This is a genomic window from Psychroserpens burtonensis DSM 12212, from assembly GCF_000425305.1.
GTDB classification, from domain to species: domain Bacteria; phylum Bacteroidota; class Bacteroidia; order Flavobacteriales; family Flavobacteriaceae; genus Psychroserpens; species Psychroserpens burtonensis.
The window spans coordinates 84,635-108,370 of sequence record NZ_KE384346.1; the positions used below are offsets into that span (position 1 = coordinate 84,635).

Consider the following 23,736-nt stretch of genomic DNA (forward strand, 5'->3'; position numbering starts at 1 on the left):
TGCGGTTACTAGACGTACACTCTTAAAATCGACCTATCAGAATGAGTTGCTTATTTAGATTTTAGTTATCGTTTTTTTTTAATGTTTTAGAGACTGGTTTATTCTTTTGAGTAGGTGGCTATAAGCTATTGGCTGTCGCTCTGTAACAGTGATTTAAAATGCATAATTTCGTTTTAAGCGACTTTAATTTTTCGAACTAATATGTTGTCTTAGTAGAGCTTTAAAGATTTATGGGATTAAAATGAGTTCAATACCTTTGAACAGAGAACGTTAAATATATAACGATTAGAGCTTAAAAGAAGTCCAAATAATAGGCTTTTTAAGCGGTTATGAATATTAAGTTTAGGATTTATTGCTATAAAAAAAGCGCCAAACTTGAGTCTGGCGCTTTTCAATATAATCAACTGTATTTTTAAGGTTGCGATACCACTCCTAAAGTATGAAGTTGCTCCATAGTTGGAGATTCACTACCTCCAGCAGGTTCTAGGGTGATAGCAAATGCTTGACTTTCATTAGTATTCGCTATGTTAAAGATTTTGTTGTCGTCATCATTGAAGTTGTCAATAATACCAAGACTTGTTGGAGTCAAAGGATTTAGGGTTAATGACCATACTTGCCATACCTTACCCTCTGGCGCGTTTGGTAAACCTTGGGCATCTAGGTAAATGCTATTATTTGATTTGTTCCAATATACTTTTGCATAAGTATTTGCAAAGTCACCTTGACCTCCTAATGGTACAGAAATAATATCTCTATCTCGAAGCACATTTAGTAAGTTTTCTTTGACTGCTAAATCAGTTTTTGCTGCTTCAATCTGAACTTCTAAATATGCTTTTTCAATGTCTGCATCAGAGACCTGCATTTCCAATTGCTGGTTTTGGTTAACCGTCCATAATAATCCTGCACCAACGATAAGCGCTGCAGCCCATCCTGAATAGGTTAACCAGTTATATTTCGCTTTTTCAATTGAAATTACTTTTACCTCTTTTCCACCTATTTGTAACTTGTCCTTTATGAGCTGTAACAAATGTTTGTTGTCACCAGGAGACATGGCAGAGGATAGTTTTATTATGGCAGATTCAATTTCTAGAACCTCTTGTAATATTTCAGGATGTTTAAGCATAAGGTCTTGGACATCTTTATTGTCTTGACTACTTAATTGGCCAGCAACAAAAAGCTCGAGTATTCCTGATTCTATGTATGCTTTTATATCCATCTTATTTTAATACTATTGTTCTCAAATCTTTGATGCAATTTCTATTTCTAGTTTTTATTGTTCCTATTGGAATGTCTAATTCTTCTGACGTCTCTTTCTGAGTATACCCCTTAAAGTATAAGTATTCAATAATTTTTTTGCATTTTTCACCTAGCGCTTTCACGTATTTTTCAATGCCTATAGCGTCAACTTTGTCGTTTAAGCTATCTGCGGTTTCTAAAATATCTACGAAAAATTCAGCATTAAGGTTTTTCCCAGAATTTTTATAAGCTTTTGATCTTGTTTTGTCTATGGCAGCATTTCTTGCGATATTTAAAATCCAAGTAAAAAAACGTCCTTTACTTGAGTTATAAGAATCTGCTTTATGCCATGCTTTTATGAACACGTCTTGCATAACCTCTTCAGCAATCTCGTGATCTCTCACAATATTGTAAATAACACCATGCATGCTATTACTATACATATGGTATAATTTTTCAAAAGCTCTTTCGTCTTGCTTTTGAAAATCTCGTACCAATTGATCTAAATCCATAAAATATGTGTTGCACTATGAGGTTTAAAAATAAGATGTTTTAAAACTTGTAAATAACTCAATTGTTTAAAATAGTAATCTTATTGAATAATACCACCACAGCTTACACGAGTTCCTGCAGCTCCAGAGGGTTGAGATGTGAAATCATCTGTACCTTGATGCACAATTATAGCTTTACCTAGAATATCTTTTGTTTCATCGCCACAACCAATACACCACGCGTCTGTAATTTTGGTAATAGTTCCATGTCCTTTTGCATTGGCTTTAAAGTTACCAATATCACCTTTGTGATAACCAGCAGCATCTCCCCATTTACCATGCGGTTCTGCAGTTGGATTCCAGTGCCCTCCAGCCGACTTTCCATCACTAGATGAGCAATCAGCCTTTTCGTGAATATGGATAGCGTGTTCACCTTCTGTCAATCCGTCAAGTACGGCAATCATAGTCACAATTCCTTGATCTTGTGTAAATACAATATTTCCAGTAGCAGTACTCTCACTCTTAGATTCAAGAGTTAATACTACTTTTTTATCATCTGCGTAATAGGCAGGTTCTTCTTTAGCTGTGGCTCTATTTTGAACGTTTTCCTCAGTTTTTATTTCTACGTCTGTAGTCTCCTGTGTTGGGACCTCCTTCTTGTCAGACTTACAGGATACACTTAAGCCTAAAGTTAAAATTGAAATGTATAAAATTGATTTTTTCATCGGTATGATTTTTAGTAAAATTTATGTTGAAAGATACTCAATATTTAAAGCGATTAAAAATTTTTCAACTTATTTTATATAGATGATATATGTCATGTTTTTTCAACACTTATGGCTGTAACTTTGACATAAATTGTTTTGGTATGTGCAAGTCATTAGTTCAAAAGTATAATGTGGCTGGACCTCGTTATACAAGTTATCCAACTGTTCCGTATTGGGACGATGCATCGTTTTCACTCAAAAAGTGGAAAGAATCACTCTCAGTATCCTTTAACGAAAGTAATATTTCTGAAGGTATTAGTCTTTACATTCATTTACCGTTTTGTGAAAGTATGTGCACATTTTGCGGTTGTAATAAGCGTATTACTAAACGACATAACGTTGAAGAGCCGTATATTAAAGCGGTTTTAAAAGAGTGGAGTTTATATCGCGAATTATTAACAGGACGACCAAAAATTAAAGAACTCCATATTGGAGGAGGAACACCTACATTTTTTTCTTCGGAAAATTTAGAATTACTTATAAAAGGCATTTTAAGAACCGCTAATCTAGCAGATGATTACGAATTCAGTTTTGAAGGTCATCCAAATAATACTACAAAGAAACACTTGCGAACACTTTATAATCTAGGATTTACTCGAGTAAGTTTTGGTGTTCAAGATTATAATAAGACGGTTCAAAAAGCAATCCATCGCATCCAACCTTTTGAAAATGTAAAGCAAGCTACATTGGCTGCTAGAGAAATTGGTTATACTTCAATTGGTCACGATATCATTTTTGGATTGCCATTCCAAACGGAAGTTCATGTCTCTAAAACGATAGAGCTCACTAAAGAATTGATGCCAGATAGAATTGCTTTTTATAGTTATGCTCACGTCCCATGGATTAAAGGAAATGGTCAACGAGGTTATAATGAAACCAATTTGCCTTCTGGAGCTTCAAAACGAGCACAATATGAAGTTGGTAAAGCCTTGTTAAGTAAAGCGGGTTATCATGAAGTTGGAATGGATCATTTTGCTTTAGAATCAGATAGCTTATATAAGGCGATGATAACTAATAAATTACATCGTAATTTTATGGGTTATACAGCTTCAAAAACACAAGCAATGATTGGCTTAGGTGTCTCATCCATTAGTGATAGTTGGTATGGGTTTTCTCAAAACGTAAAAGGAATTGAAGAATATTATCATTTAATTGAACAAAATATTATTCCAGTTTATAGAGGACATATGCTAACTAAAGAAGATCTTATAGTTAGACAGCATATTTTAAATTTGATGTGTCATTTTGAAACGAGTTGGACAAATCAATCGCTTATTATCGATGAATTAAATGACATTGTTTTTAAACTAAAAGAAATGGAAGCTGATGGTTTAGTTATATTTGAAAAAGAAAGCATTAAAATTACACAAAAAGGACAACCGTATATCAGAAATGTTTGTATGGCTTTTGATGTTTTACTCCAAAGAAAACAGCCTAAAACAAGATTGTTTTCTATGACTGTTTAAATCAATGTTAAATAAGTTTTAAATGTTTTGATAAGTTATTAAAACCTTTATATTAACTCATATACAATCAAAAATAATAATATGGATAAGATAATAGTACCAATAGATTTCTCTCAATATTCTGAATATGCATTAGAAACAGCTGCTATTTTAGCAAAACGAAACAATGCGGATCTTTTAGTATTACACATGTTAGAGCTAGATCAAGGAAGCTTGATTAGTTCTGGTGAGGACCAAAACCAACAAATGGTATTCTATTTGAAACTAGCTGAACAAAAATTTGACGAGTACTTAAATAAGGATTTTCTTAAAGGTGTTAGTGTAACACCAATCGTTAAACACTTCAAAGTATTTAGTGAAGTTGCAAAGGTAGCTGAAGAGCATAATGCAGATATGATTGTTATGGGATCTCATGGGGCAAGTGGTTTGTCAGAGATTTTTGTAGGATCTAATACAGAAAAAGTAGTGAGGTACTCAGAGATTCCTGTACTAGTCGTTAAACAAAAACCTGATAAATTAGATTTTGATATTGTTGCATTTGCTTCTGATTTTTCTAAAGAAATGATAGAACCCTATATTAAGGCTCGTCATCTATTTAGCAATTTAAAGTTAATACATGTTAATGTTCCTGGAGAAGGTTTTAAAAGTTCTTCGGAAATAGAAAAAACAGTAGCTAGTTTCCTTCAAACAGCAGATGGCAATCTAGATAGGTTAAACGATGTACATTATGCCTCAGACTATACTGTAGAAAAAGGAATACTAAATGCTTCCAATCTTTTGGGAGCAGATTTAATTGCTGTACCAACACATGGAAGAAAAGGTTTAGCACATTTCTTTTCAGGAAGCGTGTCTGAAGATGTTGCTAATCACGCAACATTACCAGTTATTACATTTAAAATATAGTTTTAGTTTGCTTTTAGATGTTTACTAAAATTAAAAAAGCTTGAGCAATTTGCTCAAGCTTTTTTAATTATTATAATACAATACTAATTCGTTTTTTCAACTTCAATTTCTGTGCTTTCAATGTCTCCATCTAAAGCAGCGTTTTCCTTTTTAAGATGTTTATCTAAAAACTTTAAAATTCTGCTATACGATTCTATTTGGTTTTCTTTTTTCACGAAGCCATGACCTTCATCTTCGAATAAAACATATTCTACAGGAACACCATTTTTTCTCACGCCAGCGACAATCTCGTCACTTTCTACTTGTAAAACTCTAGGGTCTTGGGCACCTTGTAAAACAATTAAAGGTTTTGTCACCTTATCCGTGTGAAACAATGGAGAAATACGTTTCAATCTCACAGAATCTGCCGAAAACGGATCACCTAACTCTAAGTAGAGCGACTTTCTCATTGATTCCCAATATGGCGGAATACTTTTTAGTGTTCGCATCCAATTGGTAACACCAAATAAATTGACACCAACATCAAATTCTTCTGGAGTGTAAGTGAGAGCAGCCATTGTCATATACCCACCATATGAGCCACCTATAATTCCAATTTTATCACCATCAATTTCAGTTTGCGACGCTAACCAGTTTTTACCTTCTACACAATCTTGCAAATCTTTCTCTCCGTGGTTGAGATCATCCATTTGGTAAAAGGTCTTTCCGTAGCCACTACTGCCACGATTATTTACTGCTAAAACGGCATAACCATGATTGACCATATATTGAACTAGAGAATTAAACCCTTGACGCGTTTGACCTCCAGGACCACCATGAACCCAAACCATTGCTGGTACTTTATTTTCTACGGAAGCTTGCTTAGGCAGATAATATATCGCTGGAATAACAGTACCATCAAACGACTCATAACGAACAACTTTTGCAGTTACTAAGTCGTCTGCATTGATTTCCTCATTTAAGACATTTGTAAGTTTGTGTTGTTCTTTGGTTTCAAAATTATAGGTGTATAAATCTGATGGTGAGTTAGAACCACCAACATACATACGCATCCAATTTTCGTCATCGCTAAAGCCAACGCTAGTAATACTTTTATCTCCAAAATCTGGTAAATCAATAGCTTTCATGGTTTTAGAATCTAAAACTTCTATGGCGTTTTTGCCATCGTCATTGACATAAACCACCATGTATTTTCCCTCAGAAGTAAAACCAGCTCCCGAAATATCCCATGATTTCTCTAACACTTTTGTCGCCTCTTTAGTGTCTAAATTGTAAGACATTAGATAGGCGAATTCTGAGCCATCGTCAGTCGTATAATAGAATGTGGAGTTGTCTTTAGAGAAATCTTCTGAAGAATTGCCACTCTGGTTGGCATTAACCTTAGTTGTCTCTTTTGTAGTGACATTGTAAATAGACAGGTCACTATCATTGGTGTTTAACGATTTGCTTAATGCAAAATAATTCTCATCATTAGACATCCCTGAAAAAGTAAGCCCAGTATCATCCTGATATATCATTTCCGAAGTATAATCATCGATTGACATTTTGTACACATCAAAATATCTAGGATCTCGTTTATTAGAACCATAATATAAATATTGGTTATCTTCAGACCAGCCATAAAAAAGTGCTTTAGCACCTTTCGTTGGAGTGATGTCTTTAATTGTACCCTCTAGATCTCGTACAAAAAGGTGGTCAATTTCATCACCGTTTCCATCGGCACTTAATAACATTCTATTGTCATTAGGAAAGTAAGACTCTGCAAAAACCGAAGTGCTATCTGATGTTGTAATCGCAGTCATTTCACCGCCTTTAGTAGGTATGGTGTATACATTGTAAATGCCAGAGCGATTGCTTGATACGAGTAAATTACTATTATCAGCAGAAAAACTTCCGCCTCCAACGGCTTCATTGTCCATGAATTGTTCAATAGTGTACTGTTGAATTTCCCGTGTTGCCATTGCCTCTTCTTTATTTTCCTCTTTACAGGAAAACATAAGAATTGCTAAGCATAATCCTAATAGTTTTGTTTTCATAATGATTGTTTTAGTGTGTTGTTAATCTAATTTAAAAGTCTTTAGTTCTTTAAATGGATTAGGCTGTACTTGTTCCATTTTAGATTGATAGGGTTTCCAGTTGTCATTAAAAAATATATTGATCTCAGTTAATACAGTTTCTAAAGCATCTTTAGCATTTTTTATCAAAGTCGTTTCTGTTGCCGTAATCCCATTTTGTCTTGAGCCAACATATTGTCTGGCTTGACCTAAACGTTGCATAATGGTAACTTCTGGATTTCTTGTAATGCCTTGGCGCTTATCTTCTTTTCCTAAAAATTGGTCAACGAGACTGTCAATATTTTTAATAATAGCTTTTGATGCTTTTATATCGTCTTTGTACTTTTTCTTATCCAATTTACTAAGACGTGATTGGTAGTCTTTAGCAATAGTCTTGCTCTCAATGAGTTGTTTTACAGCATCTGCTGCAGTTTGTTGCATACCTTCTAACTGTTTAGAGGCATCATAAACTTGATTGATATTTGTCATTAACGCATTAACTCTTGGGTCTGATTTCACAGTGATCATCTCTTCAGAAGTTTGATCACCAAAATTCATCACCAATTTATAATTCCCTGGTTTTACAGTCACACCTCCTGGTTCGTTTGTGCGTTTTTTAATGCGTTTTGAAGGGTAATCTACACCAGCCTCTTCCAAATACCAAGTCCATTTATATAAACCAGTGGAGTCAGGAGCCTTTTGTTTAAGTGTTCGTATTAAACGATCTCCATCATAAATTTTAAGGTGAATAGAATCCCATTTTACTTTAGTTTCTTCTTTTTCAGTTGTTGAAGTGTCATCTGTTTCTTGGTCACTTAGCGCAGTCGAAGTATCATTATCTTTTTCTTCGGAATTTTCTTCCTCATTATCCTCTTTTTTATCTATTTCATTTTCTGAATCTTTTTTCTTCTCATCTATTTTTACAAAATAAGAGAGTCTTGCTCCATAACCTCTATTTTCACCATGATACATAGCGTCTGCTCCAAAACGACTACCTGTTGGTTGTTGGTAGGCAGCTTGATATGCAGTTGGTGGTTCAAAAAGTTCTAGTTTTTGATTGATAAGCTCTTTGGTTTTTGCCATAGCACGTAACGGACGAATATCATCTAATACCCAAGCAGCACGACCAAACGTACCAATAATTAAATCGTGTTCTCTGGGATGTATAATCAAATCTTTTACTGATACTGTTGGAAATCCATTAGTCCATTTAGTCCATTTGTTTCCAGCATCGAAAGAAATATATAATCCGTCATCTGTTCCTAAAAATAAGAGATTTTTTTCTATTGGATCTTCTATTATAGATAAAGCGTAGCTTTCTACATCTTCAGCATCTACAATGCGAGTCCACGTTTTTCCGTAGTTTGTAGTTCGGTAAGCGTAAGGTGTGTAATTAAAACGTCTGTAGTCATTCGCTACTAATAATGCTTCACCTTTATTTTTATTAGAGGCTTTTATTTGAGTCACCCAGCTTCCCGCAGGTAAGTCTTTGATGTTTTTTGTGATATCATTCCATGATGCACCACCATTCATCGTATAGTGTACTTTCCCGTCATCTGTGCCTACCCAAAGCATCTTTTCTTCTAATGGAGAAGGTTCTATGACCAAGATCGTTGTGTGATTTTCTGCTCCTGTAGCATCCATTGTAAGACCGCCACTTTCAGATTGTTTCTGTTTTTCAGGATTGTTGGTGGTGAGGTCTGGAGAAATAACAGTCCATGTTTCTCCTTTATTTGTGGATTTATGCACGAACTGACTTCCGAAATACAGTGTGCTATTATCAAACGGATCAATATTTATAGCAGAGTTCCAATTGAAACGTAATTCCATTTTTGGATCTGGATGTGTTGGTTTTACCGAATAATTATTCCCTGTTTGCCAGTCATATCTACTCACATAACCTTGTTGGCTCATTGACCAACCGTAACGCGAATCATCTCTATCTGGTACGACATCAAAACCATCACCAAAGCTAATTTCTTGCCAGTAACTATTACGAATTCCTTGTGTTCTCCATACGTATGCAGGACCTCTCCATGAGCCGTTATCTTGCATGCCACCATATACATTGTACGGGATTTCATTATCGACATTGATGTGATAAAATTGGGCAACAGGTAAGTTGCCAATAAAGCGCCATGACTTCCCACCATCTTTGGTAATATTTAGTCCGCCATCATTCCCATCAATCATAAAATTACCATCTGTAGGATGAATCCACCAAGCGTGATGATCTGGATGTACACCGTTATCTGCGCCATAAGCAGGCATCAATTGTTTGAAGTTTTTTCCGCCATCTTCAGAAACGTTAATATAGGTGAAAACAGAGTAGACACGATTTTCATTTTGTGGGTCTACGTATATTTCAGAATAGTAAAAGGGTCTGTTTCCAATATCACTTTTTTTGTTCGTCATTGTCCATGAAAAACCACCATCTTCACTTTTATATAATGCGTTTTTCTCTGCTTCAACCAGTGCATAAATTATATTGGGTTTGTTTGGCGCTATAGCGACACCAATGCGACCTAAGTTACCTTTTGGAAAGCCTTCTTTTTCTGTGATTTTTTTCCAAGTTTTTCCGCCATCATGAGTGATGTGTAAACCAGAGCCTTTACCTCCAGAATTAAAAAACCATGGGTCACGTTTATGTTCCCATAGTGCTGCAATTAATTTGTTTGGATTTGTGGGGTCCATGACTAAATCGGCAACCCCTGTTTTGTTGTTTGCAAATAGGATTTTGTTCCATGATTCTCCGCCATCTGTAGTTTTAAAAACACCACGTTCTGGGTGTGCTCCCCATGGTGAGCCTATAGCTCCAACATAAACCACATCTGGATTTGTAGGATCAATAATTACACGATGAATATGTCGTGTGTTTTTTAAGCCCATGCCAGTCCAAGTTTTTCCGCCATCTAAGGATTTAAAAACACCATAACCACCATTTAAACTATTTCTAGGATTACCTTCACCTGTTCCCACCCAAATCACACTAGGATTTGATTGTTGTATAGCAACTGCTCCAATGGATGCGGTTACTTCATTATCAAAAATTGGAGACCAAGTAATGCCTCCAGAGTCACTTTTCCAAAGACCACCAGAAGCAGTTCCTACATATATAATATTGGTGTTAGTGTGAACAACATCAATGGCTGTGACACGTCCAGACATTCCGCCAGGACCAATGTTACGAGGTTTCATGTTTTTTAATACGTCTAGTGAAATGTCTTGTGCTAGAAGAGTGATTGATGCTAATAATAGCAACAAGGAAAGTGATTTTTTCATTTATTTTGGTTTGATTGCTTTAAAGATAAGCAAAAGTTTGAATCCATAAATCATGACTTTAGTTTAAAGGTGAAATTTAACAGGATCAACAATCTCATATAGTTGAAGATTTAATAAAGATAGATATATCCGATATATGATAAATGTCATATGTATTGCGATGTCAACTCACTAAATTTACTCCATAAATCAATATATAATGAAAAGAACACTAAAACTAATGACTGTATTATTTGTAACCCTACTTTTAAGTTGTGGAGGCAAAGAAGAAAAGAAAAAAGAGGCTATTTCTTTTGGGAAAAAAGAAGCTCCAGTAAAGGTTGAGGTACCCAAGGAAACTCAAGTGCCTGCATCAAAAAGAGTAGATTTAACTAACAAAGGCATTGGACCAATTACGTCTATAACATTAGATGCAGTTATAGATCAAAAAATGGCAACTCACGGAGCTGATGTATATAAAAAAATGTGTACTGCATGCCATAGAGCAGATAAAAAGTTTATTGGTCCAGCACCTACAGGGATTTTAGAACGTAGAACACCAGAATGGGTTATGAATATGATTTTGAATCCAGATGAGATGGTGAAAAAGGATCCTTTAGCCAAAGCGTTATTAATGGAATTTAACGGTTCTCCTATGGCAAATCAAAACCTATCAGAAGAAGATGCTAGAGCAGTATTAGAATATTTTAGAACTCTTAAATAATTAATTATGAATGCGATAAAACAATTCTTTTTTGTTTTTGCATTTGTAGCATTGGTTTGCTCATGCAAGAATAAAAACAAAGATACCTCAAATGACTCAACAATTGATGAAACTGAAACCATAACTAATACAAAAACTGGACAAGCTTTTATTACAGATGATGAGAGCACTACGGTTTTAAGTATAGCTATTGGCTCTAAAGATCATACAACCCTAGTTGCTGCTGTACAAGCTGCTCAATTAGAAAATGTTTTAGTTAATGCAGGACCTTTAATGGTTTTTGCTCCAACTAACGAGGCCTTTGCGGCTTTGCCTGAGGGAACAGTTGAAAACTTACTAAAACCAGAGAGCAAAGAGGCGTTAGCTAACCTATTAAAGTACCACGTTACACCAGGAAACTATTCTAAAGACTTTTTAAAGAAATTTAAAAAATTAGGTCAGGCCAATAACCAATATGTTAAAGTAGAAATTGTTGATGGAGAACCAATGATTGGAGGAGCAAAAATACTAGCGAGCATAAAAGCGGGAAATGGTATTGTGCATGTTATTGATAAAGTATTGCTGCCACCAACAGAAGAATAAAACACTAATTTAATTTGTAAGAACACATGAAGAATTTACTAAAAATAAACATTGCCTTTATATTTGTTATTGCAGCTTTTACGAGTTGTAATAATGCAAAGTCATCAAATGGAAAATCTGGTGCGTTGGCAAGTAATGTAGCCGAAAAAGTTTATGTTGCACCTGGAGAACATGACGAGTTTTACGCTTTTCTCTCTGGTGGTTACAGTGGTAACTTAACCGTTTATGGTTTACCGTCAGGAAGGATGTTCAAAGAGATTCCTGTATTTTCACAATTTCCAACTTCTGGATATGGGTATTCAGAAGAAACAAAACCGATGTTGAATACCTCTCACGGATTCATTCCTTGGGGAGATTCTCATCATCCAGATATTTCACAAACTAATGGAGAAATTGACGGTCGTTTTATTTTTATAAATGAAAACAATACACCGAGAATTGCGAAGATCGATCTTAGAACTTTTGAAACCACTGAAATTATTGAAGTGCCTAACAGTGCTGGTAACCACAGTTCATCATTTGTAACTGAAAACACAGAATATGTGGTTGCAGGAACCCGTTTTTCAATTCCTATTCCTCAACGCGATATGCCAATCAAAGATTACAAAGGTAATTTTCAAGGCGCACTATCTTTTATCAGCGTAGCGCCAGAAACAGGAAATATGGATATAAAATTTCAAATACTAATGCCAGGCTTTAACTACGATTTATCACATCCTGGACGTGGGAAATCTCATGGTTGGTTTTTCTTTACAACTTATAACACAGAAGAAGCTAGTACTTTGTTAGAGGTTAACGCGTCACAAAATGATAAAGATTTTATTGCAGCGATTAACTGGAAAAAAATTGAAGCATACGTAAATAATGGTGGTGGTACTATGATGCCAGCTAATTATGCGCATAATGTATATGATGAGGAGACACATACTGCAACGTCTACGATGAAGAAAGAAGTACGCGTTGTTAACCCGTCTGAGGTTCCTGGAGCTGTGTATTTCTTGCCAACACCAAAATCACCTCACGGTTGTGATGTTGATCCATCTGGTGAATATATTGTGGGTAATGGGAAATTATCGGCAAACTTAACAGTTCACTCTTTTACAAAAATGTTAGATGCTATCGAAAATAAAAAATTTGCTGGTGAAGCCTATGGTATTCCAATCTTAAACTTTGAAGATGTATTAGCAGGATCTGTAGAGCAACCAGGTTTAGGTCCTTTGCATACAGAGTTTGATGGTAAAGGAAATGCATATACAACGTTTTTTATTTCTTCGGAAGTTGTAAAATGGAAATTAGGCACATGGGAAGTTTTAGATAGACAACCTACATTTTACTCTGTTGGTCACTTAACCATTCCAGGAGGGAACTCTAGTAAGCCTCAAGGTAAGTATATGTTTGCGATGAATAAAATTACTAAAGATCGGTATTTACCAACAGGACCAGAATTAGAGCATAGCGCTCAATTGTATGATATTTCTGGTGATAAAATGGAATTACTTTTAGATTTCCCAACACACGGTGAACCTCACTATGCAGCTGCAATGCGAGCGGACTTAATTAAAGAGCGTTCTCAAAAAATCTACAACTTAGAAGATAATAAGCATCCTTATGCTGCTAAAACTGATGCGGATACTAAAGTAGTGAGAAAAGGGAACGAAGTACATATTTATATGACCACAATTAGAAGTCACTTCTCCCCAGATAATATTGAGGGTGTTAAGGTTGGAGATAAAGTATATTTTCATATCACAAACTTAGAGCAAGATTTTGATGTGCCTCATGGTTTTGCGATGATAGGTCAAAATTCATCAGAATTACTAGTCATGCCTGGGCAAACTAAAACTTCTGTTTGGGAACCAAAACAAGTGGGTGTTTGGCCCTTCTATTGTACAGATTTTTGTTCTGCACTTCACCAAGAGATGCAAGGCTATGTTAGAGTATCGGCCGTAGATTCTGATACGCCATTAAAGTGGTCACTTGGAGAAGATATTGAATAAGCAAAATAGGGGAATTTTGTTTTAGTGTTTATTTTCCTATATAAAAGGTGAGAGTTGATTTTTCGCTCTCGCCTTTCTTTTAAAACACCAAGTTCTTGCGAAAGCAGAAATCTCATAACAATCACAAAACACCAAAAGATGAAAAAGTCAAACATTATAATGTTGCTCGCAGCTATTCTGCCCTTAGGACTGTTTTTATTTCCGCTTTGGAGAATTACATTAGAAGCACCTCAGTACCCTATACCATTAGCAATGAATATTCATATAAATGATTTTTCTGATGTTCATCCACATGACATTAAAAATATTAATTTGATGAATCATTATGTGGGTATGCAATACATTCCAGAAGCGATTCCTGAGTTTAAAATATTTCCAGCAGGTATATTGATAGTAAGTTTTTTAGGTTTATTAATCGCTTGGAAAGGTAATTATAAATGGTTTTTAGGTTGGTTTATTTTAATGATTGTCATGAGTATAGCAGGTATGTATGACTTTTATTTATGGGAACATGATTATGGGCATAATTTAGACCCTAAAGCTATTATGAAATTCACCAATAAAGATGGTACTGTTATGGGATTTCAACCACCTCTTTATGGGTCTAGAGATATCTTAAATTTCAGAGCACATTCTTATCCGCAATTAGGTGCACTCTTTTTAGGTTTAGGTATAGCTGCTGGACTTTTAGCCTATGTTGTTGGAAAAAAGAAGGATAAAAAAACGTTGGTTATGTAAATAATATCAAAACACTAAAACACTAAAATACTAAAATAATGCAAACACTAAAACACTATTCAATCATTGCATTGCTATTTCTTTTCTTTTGCTGTAATGTATCACCAAAACCCATAGATTATGGCAGCGATGGTTGCTATTTCTGTAAAATGACCATTGTAGATAAAGTTCATGCAGCAGAAATTGTAACCAAAAAAGGAAAAGTCTATAAGTTTGATGCTACAGAATGTATGATTAATTTTAAAGATGAATTTGATACTACTGAAATAGGCTTGTATTTATCAAATAACTATTCAGAACCTGAAGAGCTAATCGATGCTACTAAAGCAACGTTTTTAATAAGCGAAAATATTTCAAGTCCCATGGGAGCTTTTTTATCTGCTTTTAAAAATAGAGCAGACGCTGAAAATACTAAAGCCGAGAAAACAGGTGCTTTATTTACTTGGGAAGAATTATTAATTTATTTTAAAGACAAGAGCGATGTATATAATCAATAATGAAATAAGCCAAACAACCTATAAAGATTTACAAACAGGAAAATTATTAGATCTTGATGCTCAAGAAATTTTACTTATAAGTTTAGAAAAGGGTGCCTTATTTCCAGAGCATAGATCACCACGAGATGCCAATATATTGGTCTTAGAAGGATCGATTACGTTTATTATAAATGATAATGAGTATTCATTAACAAAACACAACATTTTCAATTTCCCTAAGGACGAAGTACATAAGGTCATTGCAATTGAAAATTCTAAATTTCTAATAATTAGATAATGCTCTCGAAACGACTGTTTTTCTTCTTATCTATTGTGTGTAGTACCATGCAAAATCAGGCACAGACTATTCAAGTTTGCGAGTCTTGTTCCGTGTCTTCGTTGAAGGATGCAGTCAATCAGGCAAAGGCTTTTGATACCATTATAGTACAAAAAGGCACGTACAAAGAGTATAATATTCTTATTAATAAACCATTAACGATAATTGGTAAGGACTATCCTGTTATTGATGGAGAGTTAAAAGGTGAGATTATTACAATTATCTCAGATGATGTTACTGTTGATGGTTTATTTATTATCAATGTTGGAACTAGCTATACAGAAGATTATGCAGCCATACGTGTAAGAAAAAGTAAAAATTTTGTAATTAAAAATTTAGTGCTTGAAAAATTGTTTTTCGGAATTTACATAGAAAAGTCTCATCACGGTAAAGTCTTTCATAATAAAGTTATTGGAGATGCTATTGAAGAATATAATTCTGGTAATGGGATTCAATTGTGGTATAGTCATCATATTGAAATCGAGAATAATTATGTTGAACATGTTCGCGACGGTATTTATTTAGAATTTTCTGATGATTGCCTAATTAGGAATAATGTAAGTGCTCTGAACTTAAGATATGGGCTGCACTTCATGTTTTCAAATGATGATATTTATCAAGATAATACTTTCGAAAATAATGGTGCCGGAGTAGCCGTTATGTTTTCAAAAAATATAAAAATGCTTAACAATACTTTCAAAGAAAATTGGGGAACCGCGTCTTACGGCATGCTTCTAAAAGAGATTAATGACGCAGAGATTATAGGTAATACATTTGAAGAAAACACCATTGGCATCAATGTAGAAGGTTCGAATAGAATTATTTATAAACACAACAATTTTAAACACAACGGGTGGGCAATCAAAGTTCGTGGTGCCTGCTATGCTAATCAATTTACAGAAAATAATTTTTTGTATAACTCTTTTGACCTCGCTTACAACAGTAAAATTAATGACAACGTGTTTGATGGAAATTACTGGAGTAATTATACAGGTTATGACTTGGATAAGGATGGAGTGGGAGATGTGCCCTATAGACCTGTGAAACTGTTTTCATACATTGTAAACCGTACACCTGAGACTATTATTTTATTGCGAAGTATGTTTATAGATATTATTGATTTTTCTGAAAAAGTATCTCCAGTATTCACACCAGATAACCTATTGGACAATAACCCATTAATAAAAAAAGTAACATGGTAAGTATTATAGGTTTACATAAAAAATTTGGAAAAAATCCAGTGTTAAGCGGTTTAGATTTAACAATTAACGAAGGTGGGATTTTCGCCGTCCTTGGGCCAAATGGCTCTGGGAAAACGACGTTGATTAAATCTATTCTTGGGATGGTAATCCCTAATGAGGGCGAAATTAAGGTCTTCGGAGAGAATGTAAAGAATAATTCAAACTATAGACATAAAATAGATTATCTACCTCAGATTGCTAATTTCCCTAGTAATCTAAAGGTAAAGGAGTTGATTAGGATGATTAAAGACTTACGTCAAAATACCAGCGAAGATCAGCACCTAGTAGAACTATTTAAATTAAATCCGTTTTTAGATAAAAAACTGGGGACTCTTTCTGGTGGAACCAAGCAAAAAGTAAATCTTGTCTTAACCTTCATGTTTGATAGCCCGTTAATTATTTTGGATGAACCTACAACTGGTTTAGACCCTATTTCTTTAATTCGTTTAAAAGATTTAATTCAAGCTGAAAAAGCAAAAGGTAAAACCATACTTATAACGTCTCATATTATGAGCTTTGTTGAAGAAGTTTCAGACGAAATCGTTTTTTTACTAGAAGGTAAAATTTATTTTAAAGGTTCAATTTCAGAATTAAAAACCAAGACCAATCAGCCAGATTTCGAACATGCTATTGCGTCTATATTAATCGACAACCATGCTTAAAATATTAAAATATAGTTTTTTTGATTTAATGCGTAGTCGTTGGAGTTACGTCTATTTCGCGTTTTATTTATTACTAGGGACTGTGCTCTTATTTTTAAATAATGATTTGTCTAAAGCAGTTATTACACTAATGAATGTGATTATTGTTTTGGTGCCTTTAATTGGGACTATTTTTGGTGTAATGTATTATTACAATTCTAAAGAATTTACCGAGCTCTTATTAGCGCAACCCTTAAAGCGTTCATCCATATTTTTAGGACAATATTTAGGTGTAGCGTTATCGCTTTCAATGAGTTTAATTCTTGGATTGGGAACTCCGTTTGTGTTTTACGGATTGTTTGAGAGTAGTGCAATTTGGGATTTTTCATTACTGCTTGTCACGGGAACATTTTTGACTTTAATTTTTACAGCCCTGGCATTTAATATTGCATTATCAAATGAGAATAAAATTAAAGGCTTTGGCTATGCTATTTTACTCTGGTTATTTTTAGCAATTATCTATGATGGTTTGTTTTTAATGACTTTAATATTTTTTGAAGAATACCCTTTAGATAAATTGTCGCTAGTTGGTACTATGTTGAATCCAATTGATTTGTCAAGAACACTCATTCTTCTAAAACTTGATATTTCAGCTTTATTGGGATATACAGGAGCTGTCTTTAAGCAATTTTTCGGAACAAGTTTCGGGCTTATTGTATCCTTCGTCATGTTGACGGTTTGGGTAGTTTTACCAGTGTTGCGCATTCTATTTAAATCGAAAAGAAAAGATTTTTAGATAGTATATAATTCGATTCTATAGTATTATGAAGAGACTATTTATATGTTCAATAGTATTACTAATTGTAGCAATCTATAAAAACACATGATATCGAAATCTAATTAGGCTGTGGAGCGTCTTTCGTTTTTAGACACTTTAAAGCCAAATTTTAAAATGTGATACAACTTTACAAAGGTTAATCTAAAGTCGACAGAGCGATTTCAATCATAGTATTAAATGTAGATTCGCGTTCATCTGCAGATGTAGCTTCTTTGGTTACCAGAGAATCTGAAATCGTTAACAGAGAAAGTGCTTTCACATTGTGCTTAGCAGCAATGGTGTACAGTCCCGCAGTTTCCATTTCAACACATAATACCCCAAAATCGGCCCACTTTTTGTAACTATCAAATTCATCTTCATAAAATTCATCAGATGATAGTACATTTCCTGCTTTGATAGGTATGTTATTCGCTTTTGAATAGGCAGCAGCTTTCATGAAAAGCTCAAAATTTGCAGTAGGCGCATAATCTGCATTTATAAATCTAGAATTATTAATTCCAGAGGTTGAAGATGCAGACATAGCGATTACAATATCTCTGATATTTACATGTTTTTGATAAGATCCAGCGGAGCCAACACGAATTAAATTTTTTACGCCATAGTTGTTAATGAGTTCGTGGCAATAAATTAATGTAGACGGTATTCCCATTCCTGTACCTTGAGTAGAAATACGTTTGCCTTTATATGTGCCAGTATAACCAAGCATACCTCTAACATCATTATATTGCTTAGAGTTCTCAAAAAAGGTTTCTGCAATCCATTTTGCTCTCATTGGGTCACCAGGTAATAAAACTGTTGCTGCTATATCTCCCTTTTTTGCTTCTATGTGTATACTCATCTGATATTAATTTATAATATATTTTTTAAATTTTTAGAAAAGAAGCACCTCTCTGCAAATCTATGGCAAGTTCTTCAATACTCGTGTTCTTAAGCATCTCTTTAAGACTGTCTCGTATAATTTTAAATTTATCATGCACAGGACAAGGGTGCTGTTCTTCACATTTGTCTAAGCCTAATCCACAGCCTTCATAAATAATATCTCCATCTATAGCCTCCACAATTTGAGAAAGCTTAATATTTGGAAGATCTTCTTTAATTATCTCAAAACCACCGTGCGCTCCTCTTACTGATTGAATGATATTGTATTTCACTAAAGTTTGTAATATTTTTGCTGTGAACGCATAAGGAGAATTTATTTCTTCGGAAATTTCCCGAGGATTAACACGTTTGCCTTCAAAGGAGTTTTTGGCAATAAAAATGGATGCTCTTATACCGTATTCGCAAGCTTTAGAAAACATTTTTCTTTAGTTTAAGTGAAAAAATAAATTTAAATAAATCCTAAAAAATTACAAATCATCTTTTAGGATTTATCATGTTAATGATGGTATATTAAAACTGTTCAATTAAAAAATTAATTAAATCTGTAGTCGTTACAATACCAACCAATTTATTATCATCTACTATCGGTAATGCATGAAATTCTTTTTTAGAAAGGATCTCTGCAACTTCTTTTATTGTCGAATTAGAAGTCACACTAACTAGGTTTTTAGCCATGACCTGCTCAATGGTAAACATATTGTAAACTACAGTATCAACATCTTGTTCGTCTTCATTTACACTATCTGCAAAGCTAATTCTTAGTAAATCGGTATAACTCAACATGCCTATAATGTGGTCTCCACTTACAACTGGAATATGCCTAATTTTGTTTTTCTTAAAAAGGGATTCTGCGGTTTCTAGATTATCAGTAAGGTTTAAAGTGATAACGTTTGTTGTCATTATTGCTGAAATAGGTGTTCTTTTTTTCATGTTTTTAGGTTTTAAATTCTATACTAAAATTACAATTAGATAGCCTGAAAAACTATGATAAATGTCAGTAAACTCTTAAATTTAAATCTAATTTTAGAGGCGTGTTTCAGTAAAAGATTCACATAATTCTAAGGTCTCCTTTACATCATTAAGAGTTGTTCTTGGGTTTATCAAACACATTCTAAGTACCACTTGGTTTTGTAGAACCGTAGTTACTAATAGCGCTTCTCTAGAGTCTACTACGTTTTGAGAAATTTTTTGATTTAGAGCATCTAATTCTTTTTCTGAAAATGTCTTACCGATTGGATTATATCTAAAGTTTATTACCGCTAATGTTGCTGGTGAAATAACTTCCCAGTTCATGCTTTTTCGCAAGTAATCTTCTACGTTATCTGCTAGATCAATAGAGTAGGTAATCGCGCTTTTAAAGGCATCTAATCCAAATGTCTTCATAGACATATAAAATTTTAAAGCTCTAAAGCGACGAGTTAATTGAACACCGTGATCATAAAAGTTAATTTCGGAGGTATTACCTTCAATATCCCTGAGATATTCAGGTTTTTCACTAAATGTCTTACTTAACCATTTATGATTACGTACCAATAAACATCCCATTTCATAAGGTTGAAATAACCATTTATGAGGATCTATAGTTAAGGAGTCAGCCTTTTCTATACCTTTTAATAATTGCTTGCCTTTTTTAGATAAAATAGCAGCTCCTCCATAAGCACCATCAACATGAAACCATAAATTTTCTATTTTACATATTTTCGCAATTTCATTAAGAGGATCTACACTTCCTGTATTGGTCGTTCCTGCTGTGGCAATAATACAAAAAGGTTGAAGCCCTTCTAAGCGATCTTTTGCAATTGCATTTTTTAGCTTATTCATCGCCATTTTGAATTCTAGGTCTGTAGGGATAATTCTAACCTGTTCTTTTTTAAAACCAAGTATTCTTATGGCTTTTATATTTGAAGAGTGAGTTTGGTCTGACATATAAATAATGGCTTTAGAAAAATCATCACCGCAACGTTGTTGTCTTGCAGTAGTAAGAGCCGTTAGATTAGCCATTGAGCCACCACTAGTAAAGATGCCTCCTCCTGTTTTTGCGGGAAATTTAAATAGTTTTAATAACCAGTTCATAGTCACTATTTCAACTTCTGCGGCTGCGGGAGATGCAGCCCATCCACCAGAAAAAACATTAAATCCAGTTGCTAGCGTGTCTGCCATAACACTTACATAATTACTTGGGCCTGGAACAAAAGAAAACGATTTTGGATGCGAAACAATATTACTATTTGGTAATACTTTTTTAATCACAAAATCAAAAACTTCTTGAAAATCGCTTTCTTTTTCAGGGATTTCAGCATTAAAAAGTAAATCCATTTCGTCTCTAGAAGCATAAGCCACTGGTTTTTTTAAATGTTCTGTGTCAAAATGCTCAACAATGGCGTCAATCACTTGGTAGCCATAGCTTTTCATGTCTTCTTTTGATACTTGTAATTTACTTATATTAGTTTTAGTTAATGACATACGTTGAGTTAAAAAAATAGTTAGTGTATGATGGGATGTCATACTTTAATGGCAGTCTATTGTACTAGAAGCTACATCAACAATTGGAGCAGGAGAGAGGTAAGGAATTCCCAATCCCATACCACGAACTATAAATAACAATCCAATAATCACGATAAATACAGGAATCGCTTTTTGAATGCGCTGCTTTACAGAAGAATTTAAAAATTTCCCTAGATAAATTGCAGTCGTCATTAAAGGGATTGTGCCCAAACCAAAAAGTATCATATATAAACTACCATATACTGCATTTTGCATCGCTAGAGACGCAAAAACTGCCATATATACTAATCCGCAAGGGAGAAAACCGTTAAGAAAACCTATGGTTAAAAACGTATCGGCTGTTTTCTTTTTAAGTGCTTTCCCTAGTTTTGTTTTTACTGCGGAAATGAGCCTGTATAAAGGTTTTGAGAAGTTGTATTTATTGAAAATTCGAACTGGAATGAGCACGACTACGATCATTAAAATTCCGATAAGAATTGATAGTTGTTGTTGAATTCCGAAGAGATATAAACTCTTGCCTACTAATCCAAAAACGAGACCTATAACGGAGTAGGCCAGCAACCTTCCGAAGTGATACGTGAAAATCTGAAATACTTTTCTAGTAGAATTACTTCTATCTACAGGCAACATAAAGGCGATAGGTCCACACATGCCAACGCAGTGAAAACTTCCTAAAAGACCAAATATGAGTGCAGACCAGAGCATTTTTTTTACTTTAATATATAATCTCTTTTTTGTAGAGATATGATTTACCTTTATATTGCCAATCAACTTTAATGTTCCAACGACCATCTAACAAACGATTGTCAGGTATGAGCAAATTGTGATTTGACAATGAAATTGTAGTTTCAAAGTCCACTTGTTTATTAGACGGTCTATATAGGAACACTTTTCCAGTGATTTTATTTGTGTCTAAAGATTTGGGAAATGAAATTTCTAAACCTTTGTCAGTTCGGATCCAGGAAATATTTGTTGTTAAAGCTTTAGCATTATTTTCTTTGTTTATTTCGTCTTGGAATTCTAATTCTGCCTTATAATAATTTTCTGTCACTAATGATGTATCATATTTATCATTCATATTCATATGAATGACGAAGTACATTATAAAGCTTATAAAAGCTATAAAAGCTAATATGATTCCTGTTCCCCAATTAAATTTCATAATTCTTTGTTTTTAATTATAACTTCTTGGACCTAAGAAATTAACAGTCGTGGTTTCTATCAATTCATCTCCACTGTACACCTCAATCATTAGTTTGTCTTTATCACCCGAGAGTTCACTCTTATCAATTTCTATAAATACTGTACCTTCTGCAGCGCCTTGAGCTGGTACTTGAAAATTATCTGACGTTGATACCAATTTAATTTCGCCTTTATACTTTCGTAATTTAAAGCTCACATCGCTTATAGTATCTGTTGTTTTGTTAATCAATTTATAGGTAAATACATTACTAATGATATTACCCTGTTTATGCTCATATAATTGACCGGGAAGCCTCAAAATTCTAGCTTCAAGATCTGTTCTTAATAAAAGCAATCCCGTGAGCAGACCAGTCAAAATAATCAATACTGCGGTATAGCCTTTTAATCGTGGTGTAAATTCAAATTTATTTTTCTTTTCTATGTCATCTTCACTGGCATAACGAATCAATCCTTGTGGCAGATTGATACTCTCCATAATATGATCACATTCATCTATACAAGCTGTGCAGTTTACACATTCTAACTGGGTACCATTTCTAATATCAATTCCTGTAGGGCAAACATTTACACATTGCATACAATCTATACAATCACCATGACCAAGAGCTTCACGGTCTTCATTTTTTCTAAAACTTTTACGTCCATTCTCACTTTCACCACGTTTATGATCGTAAGCCACAATAATTGACTTATTATCTAATAAAACGCCTTGTAATCTACCATAGGGGCAAGCGATAATGCATACTTGCTCTCTAAACCAGGCAAATACAAAATAAAAAACAGCTGTAAATATGACTAGCGGAATAAGTGTGCCAGTATGAGCAAAAGGCCCTTCGGTTATATATTTAATAAGGGTGTCACTTCCAATTAAATAAGCTAAAAATACGTTAGCGATTAGAAATGAAATCACCAGAAATACGAACCATTTTAATAGACGTTTTCTAATTTTTTCTGCATCCCATTTTTGTCGATCAAGCTTACGTTGTTTATTTCTGTCACCATCAATCCAATATTCTATTCGTCTAAAAACCATTTCCATGAATATGGTTTGCGGACAAATCCATCCACAGAAAATACGACCAAATGCTACTGTGAAAAGAGCGATAAAAACGACGCCAATCAACATCGAAATCACAAACAGGTAGAAATCTTGTGGCCAAAACGGAAATCCAAAAATATTAAAACGACGCTCCAATACATTGAACATTAAAAATTGATTGCCACCCACTTTGATAAATGGTGCAATACATAGAAATACGATTAGACCATAGCTTACTATTTTTCGTTTTTCGTAATAGCGACCACTTGGCTTTTTTGGATATACCCAAGCGCGTTTTCCATCATCAGTAAGGGTGCCAATAGTATCTCTGAACGATTCGTTTTTGGGTGTTTCCATG

At 34.1% G+C, this 23,736-nt stretch carries 23 protein-coding genes; 11 read left to right on the forward strand and 12 right to left on the reverse strand.

What is annotated here, in order from left to right; all coding sequences use genetic code 11:
- Positions 1-412: 412 nt before the first annotated feature.
- From H593_RS0115870 to H593_RS0115880, 3 genes are all read right to left on the reverse strand, one after another.
- Positions 413-1,216: an anti-sigma factor gene (locus H593_RS0115870; RefSeq protein WP_028873318.1), complete on the reverse strand. Its 804-nt coding sequence runs from the start codon at positions 1,214-1,216 to the stop codon at positions 413-415.
- Position 1,217: 1 nt separating this feature from the next.
- Positions 1,218-1,748, reverse strand: coding sequence for an RNA polymerase sigma factor (locus tag H593_RS0115875; RefSeq protein ID WP_028873319.1), 531 nt, complete (start codon positions 1,746-1,748; stop codon positions 1,218-1,220).
- 80 nt (positions 1,749-1,828) lie between these two features.
- Positions 1,829-2,452 carry a superoxide dismutase family protein gene (locus H593_RS0115880; RefSeq protein WP_028873320.1) on the reverse strand — a complete coding sequence of 208 codons (624 nt, stop codon included), beginning with the start codon at positions 2,450-2,452 and terminating at the stop codon, positions 1,829-1,831.
- A 143-nt stretch (positions 2,453-2,595) separates the two neighbouring features.
- Here H593_RS0115880 and hemN point away from each other — a divergent pair, with 143 nt between their 5' ends.
- Complete coding sequence (gene hemN / locus H593_RS0115885; RefSeq protein WP_028873321.1) at positions 2,596-3,960, forward strand: oxygen-independent coproporphyrinogen III oxidase; 1,365 nt, start codon at positions 2,596-2,598, stop codon at positions 3,958-3,960.
- 81 nt (positions 3,961-4,041) lie between these two features.
- The gene (locus H593_RS0115890; protein ID WP_028873322.1) at positions 4,042-4,863 is read left to right on the forward strand and encodes a universal stress protein; all 822 of its coding nucleotides are present in this window, start codon (positions 4,042-4,044) and stop codon (positions 4,861-4,863) included.
- A gap of 83 nt (positions 4,864-4,946) precedes the next feature.
- Here H593_RS0115890 and H593_RS0115895 read toward each other — a convergent pair whose 3' ends face one another.
- Positions 4,947-6,899, reverse strand: coding sequence for a S9 family peptidase (locus tag H593_RS0115895; protein WP_028873323.1), 1,953 nt, complete (start codon positions 6,897-6,899; stop codon positions 4,947-4,949).
- Positions 6,900-6,920: 21 nt separating this feature from the next.
- Entirely contained in the window at positions 6,921-10,199 is a 3,279-nt protein-coding gene (locus tag H593_RS0115900; protein ID WP_028873324.1) for a WD40/YVTN/BNR-like repeat-containing protein, read from the reverse strand.
- 199 nt (positions 10,200-10,398) lie between these two features.
- Here H593_RS0115900 and H593_RS0115905 point away from each other — a divergent pair, with 199 nt between their 5' ends.
- From H593_RS0115905 to H593_RS0115945, 9 genes are all read left to right on the forward strand, one after another.
- Positions 10,399-10,902 carry a c-type cytochrome gene (locus H593_RS0115905; protein WP_028873325.1) on the forward strand — a complete coding sequence of 168 codons (504 nt, stop codon included), beginning with the start codon at positions 10,399-10,401 and terminating at the stop codon, positions 10,900-10,902.
- Between the two features lie 6 nt (positions 10,903-10,908).
- Complete coding sequence (locus H593_RS0115910; protein ID WP_028873326.1) at positions 10,909-11,484, forward strand: fasciclin domain-containing protein; 576 nt, start codon at positions 10,909-10,911, stop codon at positions 11,482-11,484.
- 26 nt (positions 11,485-11,510) lie between these two features.
- A complete protein-coding gene (nosZ, locus tag H593_RS0115915; RefSeq protein WP_028873327.1) occupies positions 11,511-13,481 on the forward strand; it encodes a Sec-dependent nitrous-oxide reductase in 1,971 nt (656 codons plus the stop codon).
- Between the two features lie 138 nt (positions 13,482-13,619).
- A complete protein-coding gene (locus H593_RS0115920) occupies positions 13,620-14,219 on the forward strand; it encodes a hypothetical protein (protein WP_037052761.1) in 600 nt (199 codons plus the stop codon).
- A 38-nt stretch (positions 14,220-14,257) separates the two neighbouring features.
- Positions 14,258-14,716 carry a nitrous oxide reductase accessory protein NosL gene (locus tag H593_RS0115925; RefSeq protein ID WP_028873329.1) on the forward strand — a complete coding sequence of 153 codons (459 nt, stop codon included), beginning with the start codon at positions 14,258-14,260 and terminating at the stop codon, positions 14,714-14,716.
- Complete coding sequence (locus H593_RS0115930; protein WP_028873330.1) at positions 14,700-14,993, forward strand: cupin domain-containing protein; 294 nt, start codon at positions 14,700-14,702, stop codon at positions 14,991-14,993. The genes H593_RS0115925 and H593_RS0115930 overlap by 17 nt, the downstream gene beginning before the upstream one ends.
- A gap of 47 nt (positions 14,994-15,040) precedes the next feature.
- Positions 15,041-16,234: a nitrous oxide reductase family maturation protein NosD gene (locus tag H593_RS0115935; protein WP_037052722.1), complete on the forward strand. Its 1,194-nt coding sequence runs from the start codon at positions 15,041-15,043 to the stop codon at positions 16,232-16,234.
- Positions 16,228-16,935: an ABC transporter ATP-binding protein gene (locus tag H593_RS0115940; RefSeq protein WP_028873332.1), complete on the forward strand. Its 708-nt coding sequence runs from the start codon at positions 16,228-16,230 to the stop codon at positions 16,933-16,935. The genes H593_RS0115935 and H593_RS0115940 overlap by 7 nt, the downstream gene beginning before the upstream one ends.
- Complete coding sequence (locus tag H593_RS0115945; protein ID WP_028873333.1) at positions 16,928-17,710, forward strand: ABC transporter permease; 783 nt, start codon at positions 16,928-16,930, stop codon at positions 17,708-17,710. Before H593_RS0115940 ends, H593_RS0115945 begins: the two co-directional genes overlap by 8 nt.
- Positions 17,711-17,888: 178 nt before the next feature.
- Here H593_RS0115945 and deoD read toward each other — a convergent pair whose 3' ends face one another.
- The 7 genes from deoD to ccoG form a co-directional block, all read right to left on the reverse strand.
- Complete coding sequence (deoD, locus tag H593_RS0115950; RefSeq protein WP_028873334.1) at positions 17,889-18,590, reverse strand: purine-nucleoside phosphorylase; 702 nt, start codon at positions 18,588-18,590, stop codon at positions 17,889-17,891.
- 25 nt (positions 18,591-18,615) lie between these two features.
- On the reverse strand, positions 18,616-19,050 hold the full coding sequence (locus H593_RS0115955) for an RrF2 family transcriptional regulator (protein WP_028873335.1): 435 nt from the start codon (positions 19,048-19,050) through the stop codon (positions 18,616-18,618).
- Between the two features lie 91 nt (positions 19,051-19,141).
- A complete protein-coding gene (locus H593_RS0115960) occupies positions 19,142-19,561 on the reverse strand; it encodes a CBS domain-containing protein (protein WP_028873336.1) in 420 nt (139 codons plus the stop codon).
- Positions 19,562-19,654: 93 nt separating this feature from the next.
- Positions 19,655-21,094: a pyridoxal phosphate-dependent decarboxylase family protein gene (locus tag H593_RS0115965; protein ID WP_028873337.1), complete on the reverse strand. Its 1,440-nt coding sequence runs from the start codon at positions 21,092-21,094 to the stop codon at positions 19,655-19,657.
- Positions 21,095-21,139: 45 nt separating this feature from the next.
- Positions 21,140-21,841 (reverse strand): sulfite exporter TauE/SafE family protein, encoded by a 702-nt coding sequence (locus tag H593_RS0115970; RefSeq protein WP_028873338.1) that lies wholly within the window; start codon positions 21,839-21,841, stop codon positions 21,140-21,142.
- A gap of 10 nt (positions 21,842-21,851) precedes the next feature.
- Positions 21,852-22,298, reverse strand: a complete 447-nt coding sequence (locus H593_RS0115975) for a FixH family protein (protein ID WP_028873339.1) — start codon at positions 22,296-22,298, stop codon at positions 21,852-21,854.
- Positions 22,299-22,310: 12 nt separating this feature from the next.
- Positions 22,311-23,735, reverse strand: a complete 1,425-nt coding sequence (gene ccoG, locus H593_RS0115980; RefSeq protein ID WP_028873340.1) for a cytochrome c oxidase accessory protein CcoG — start codon at positions 23,733-23,735, stop codon at positions 22,311-22,313.
- Position 23,736 lies beyond the last annotated feature (1 nt).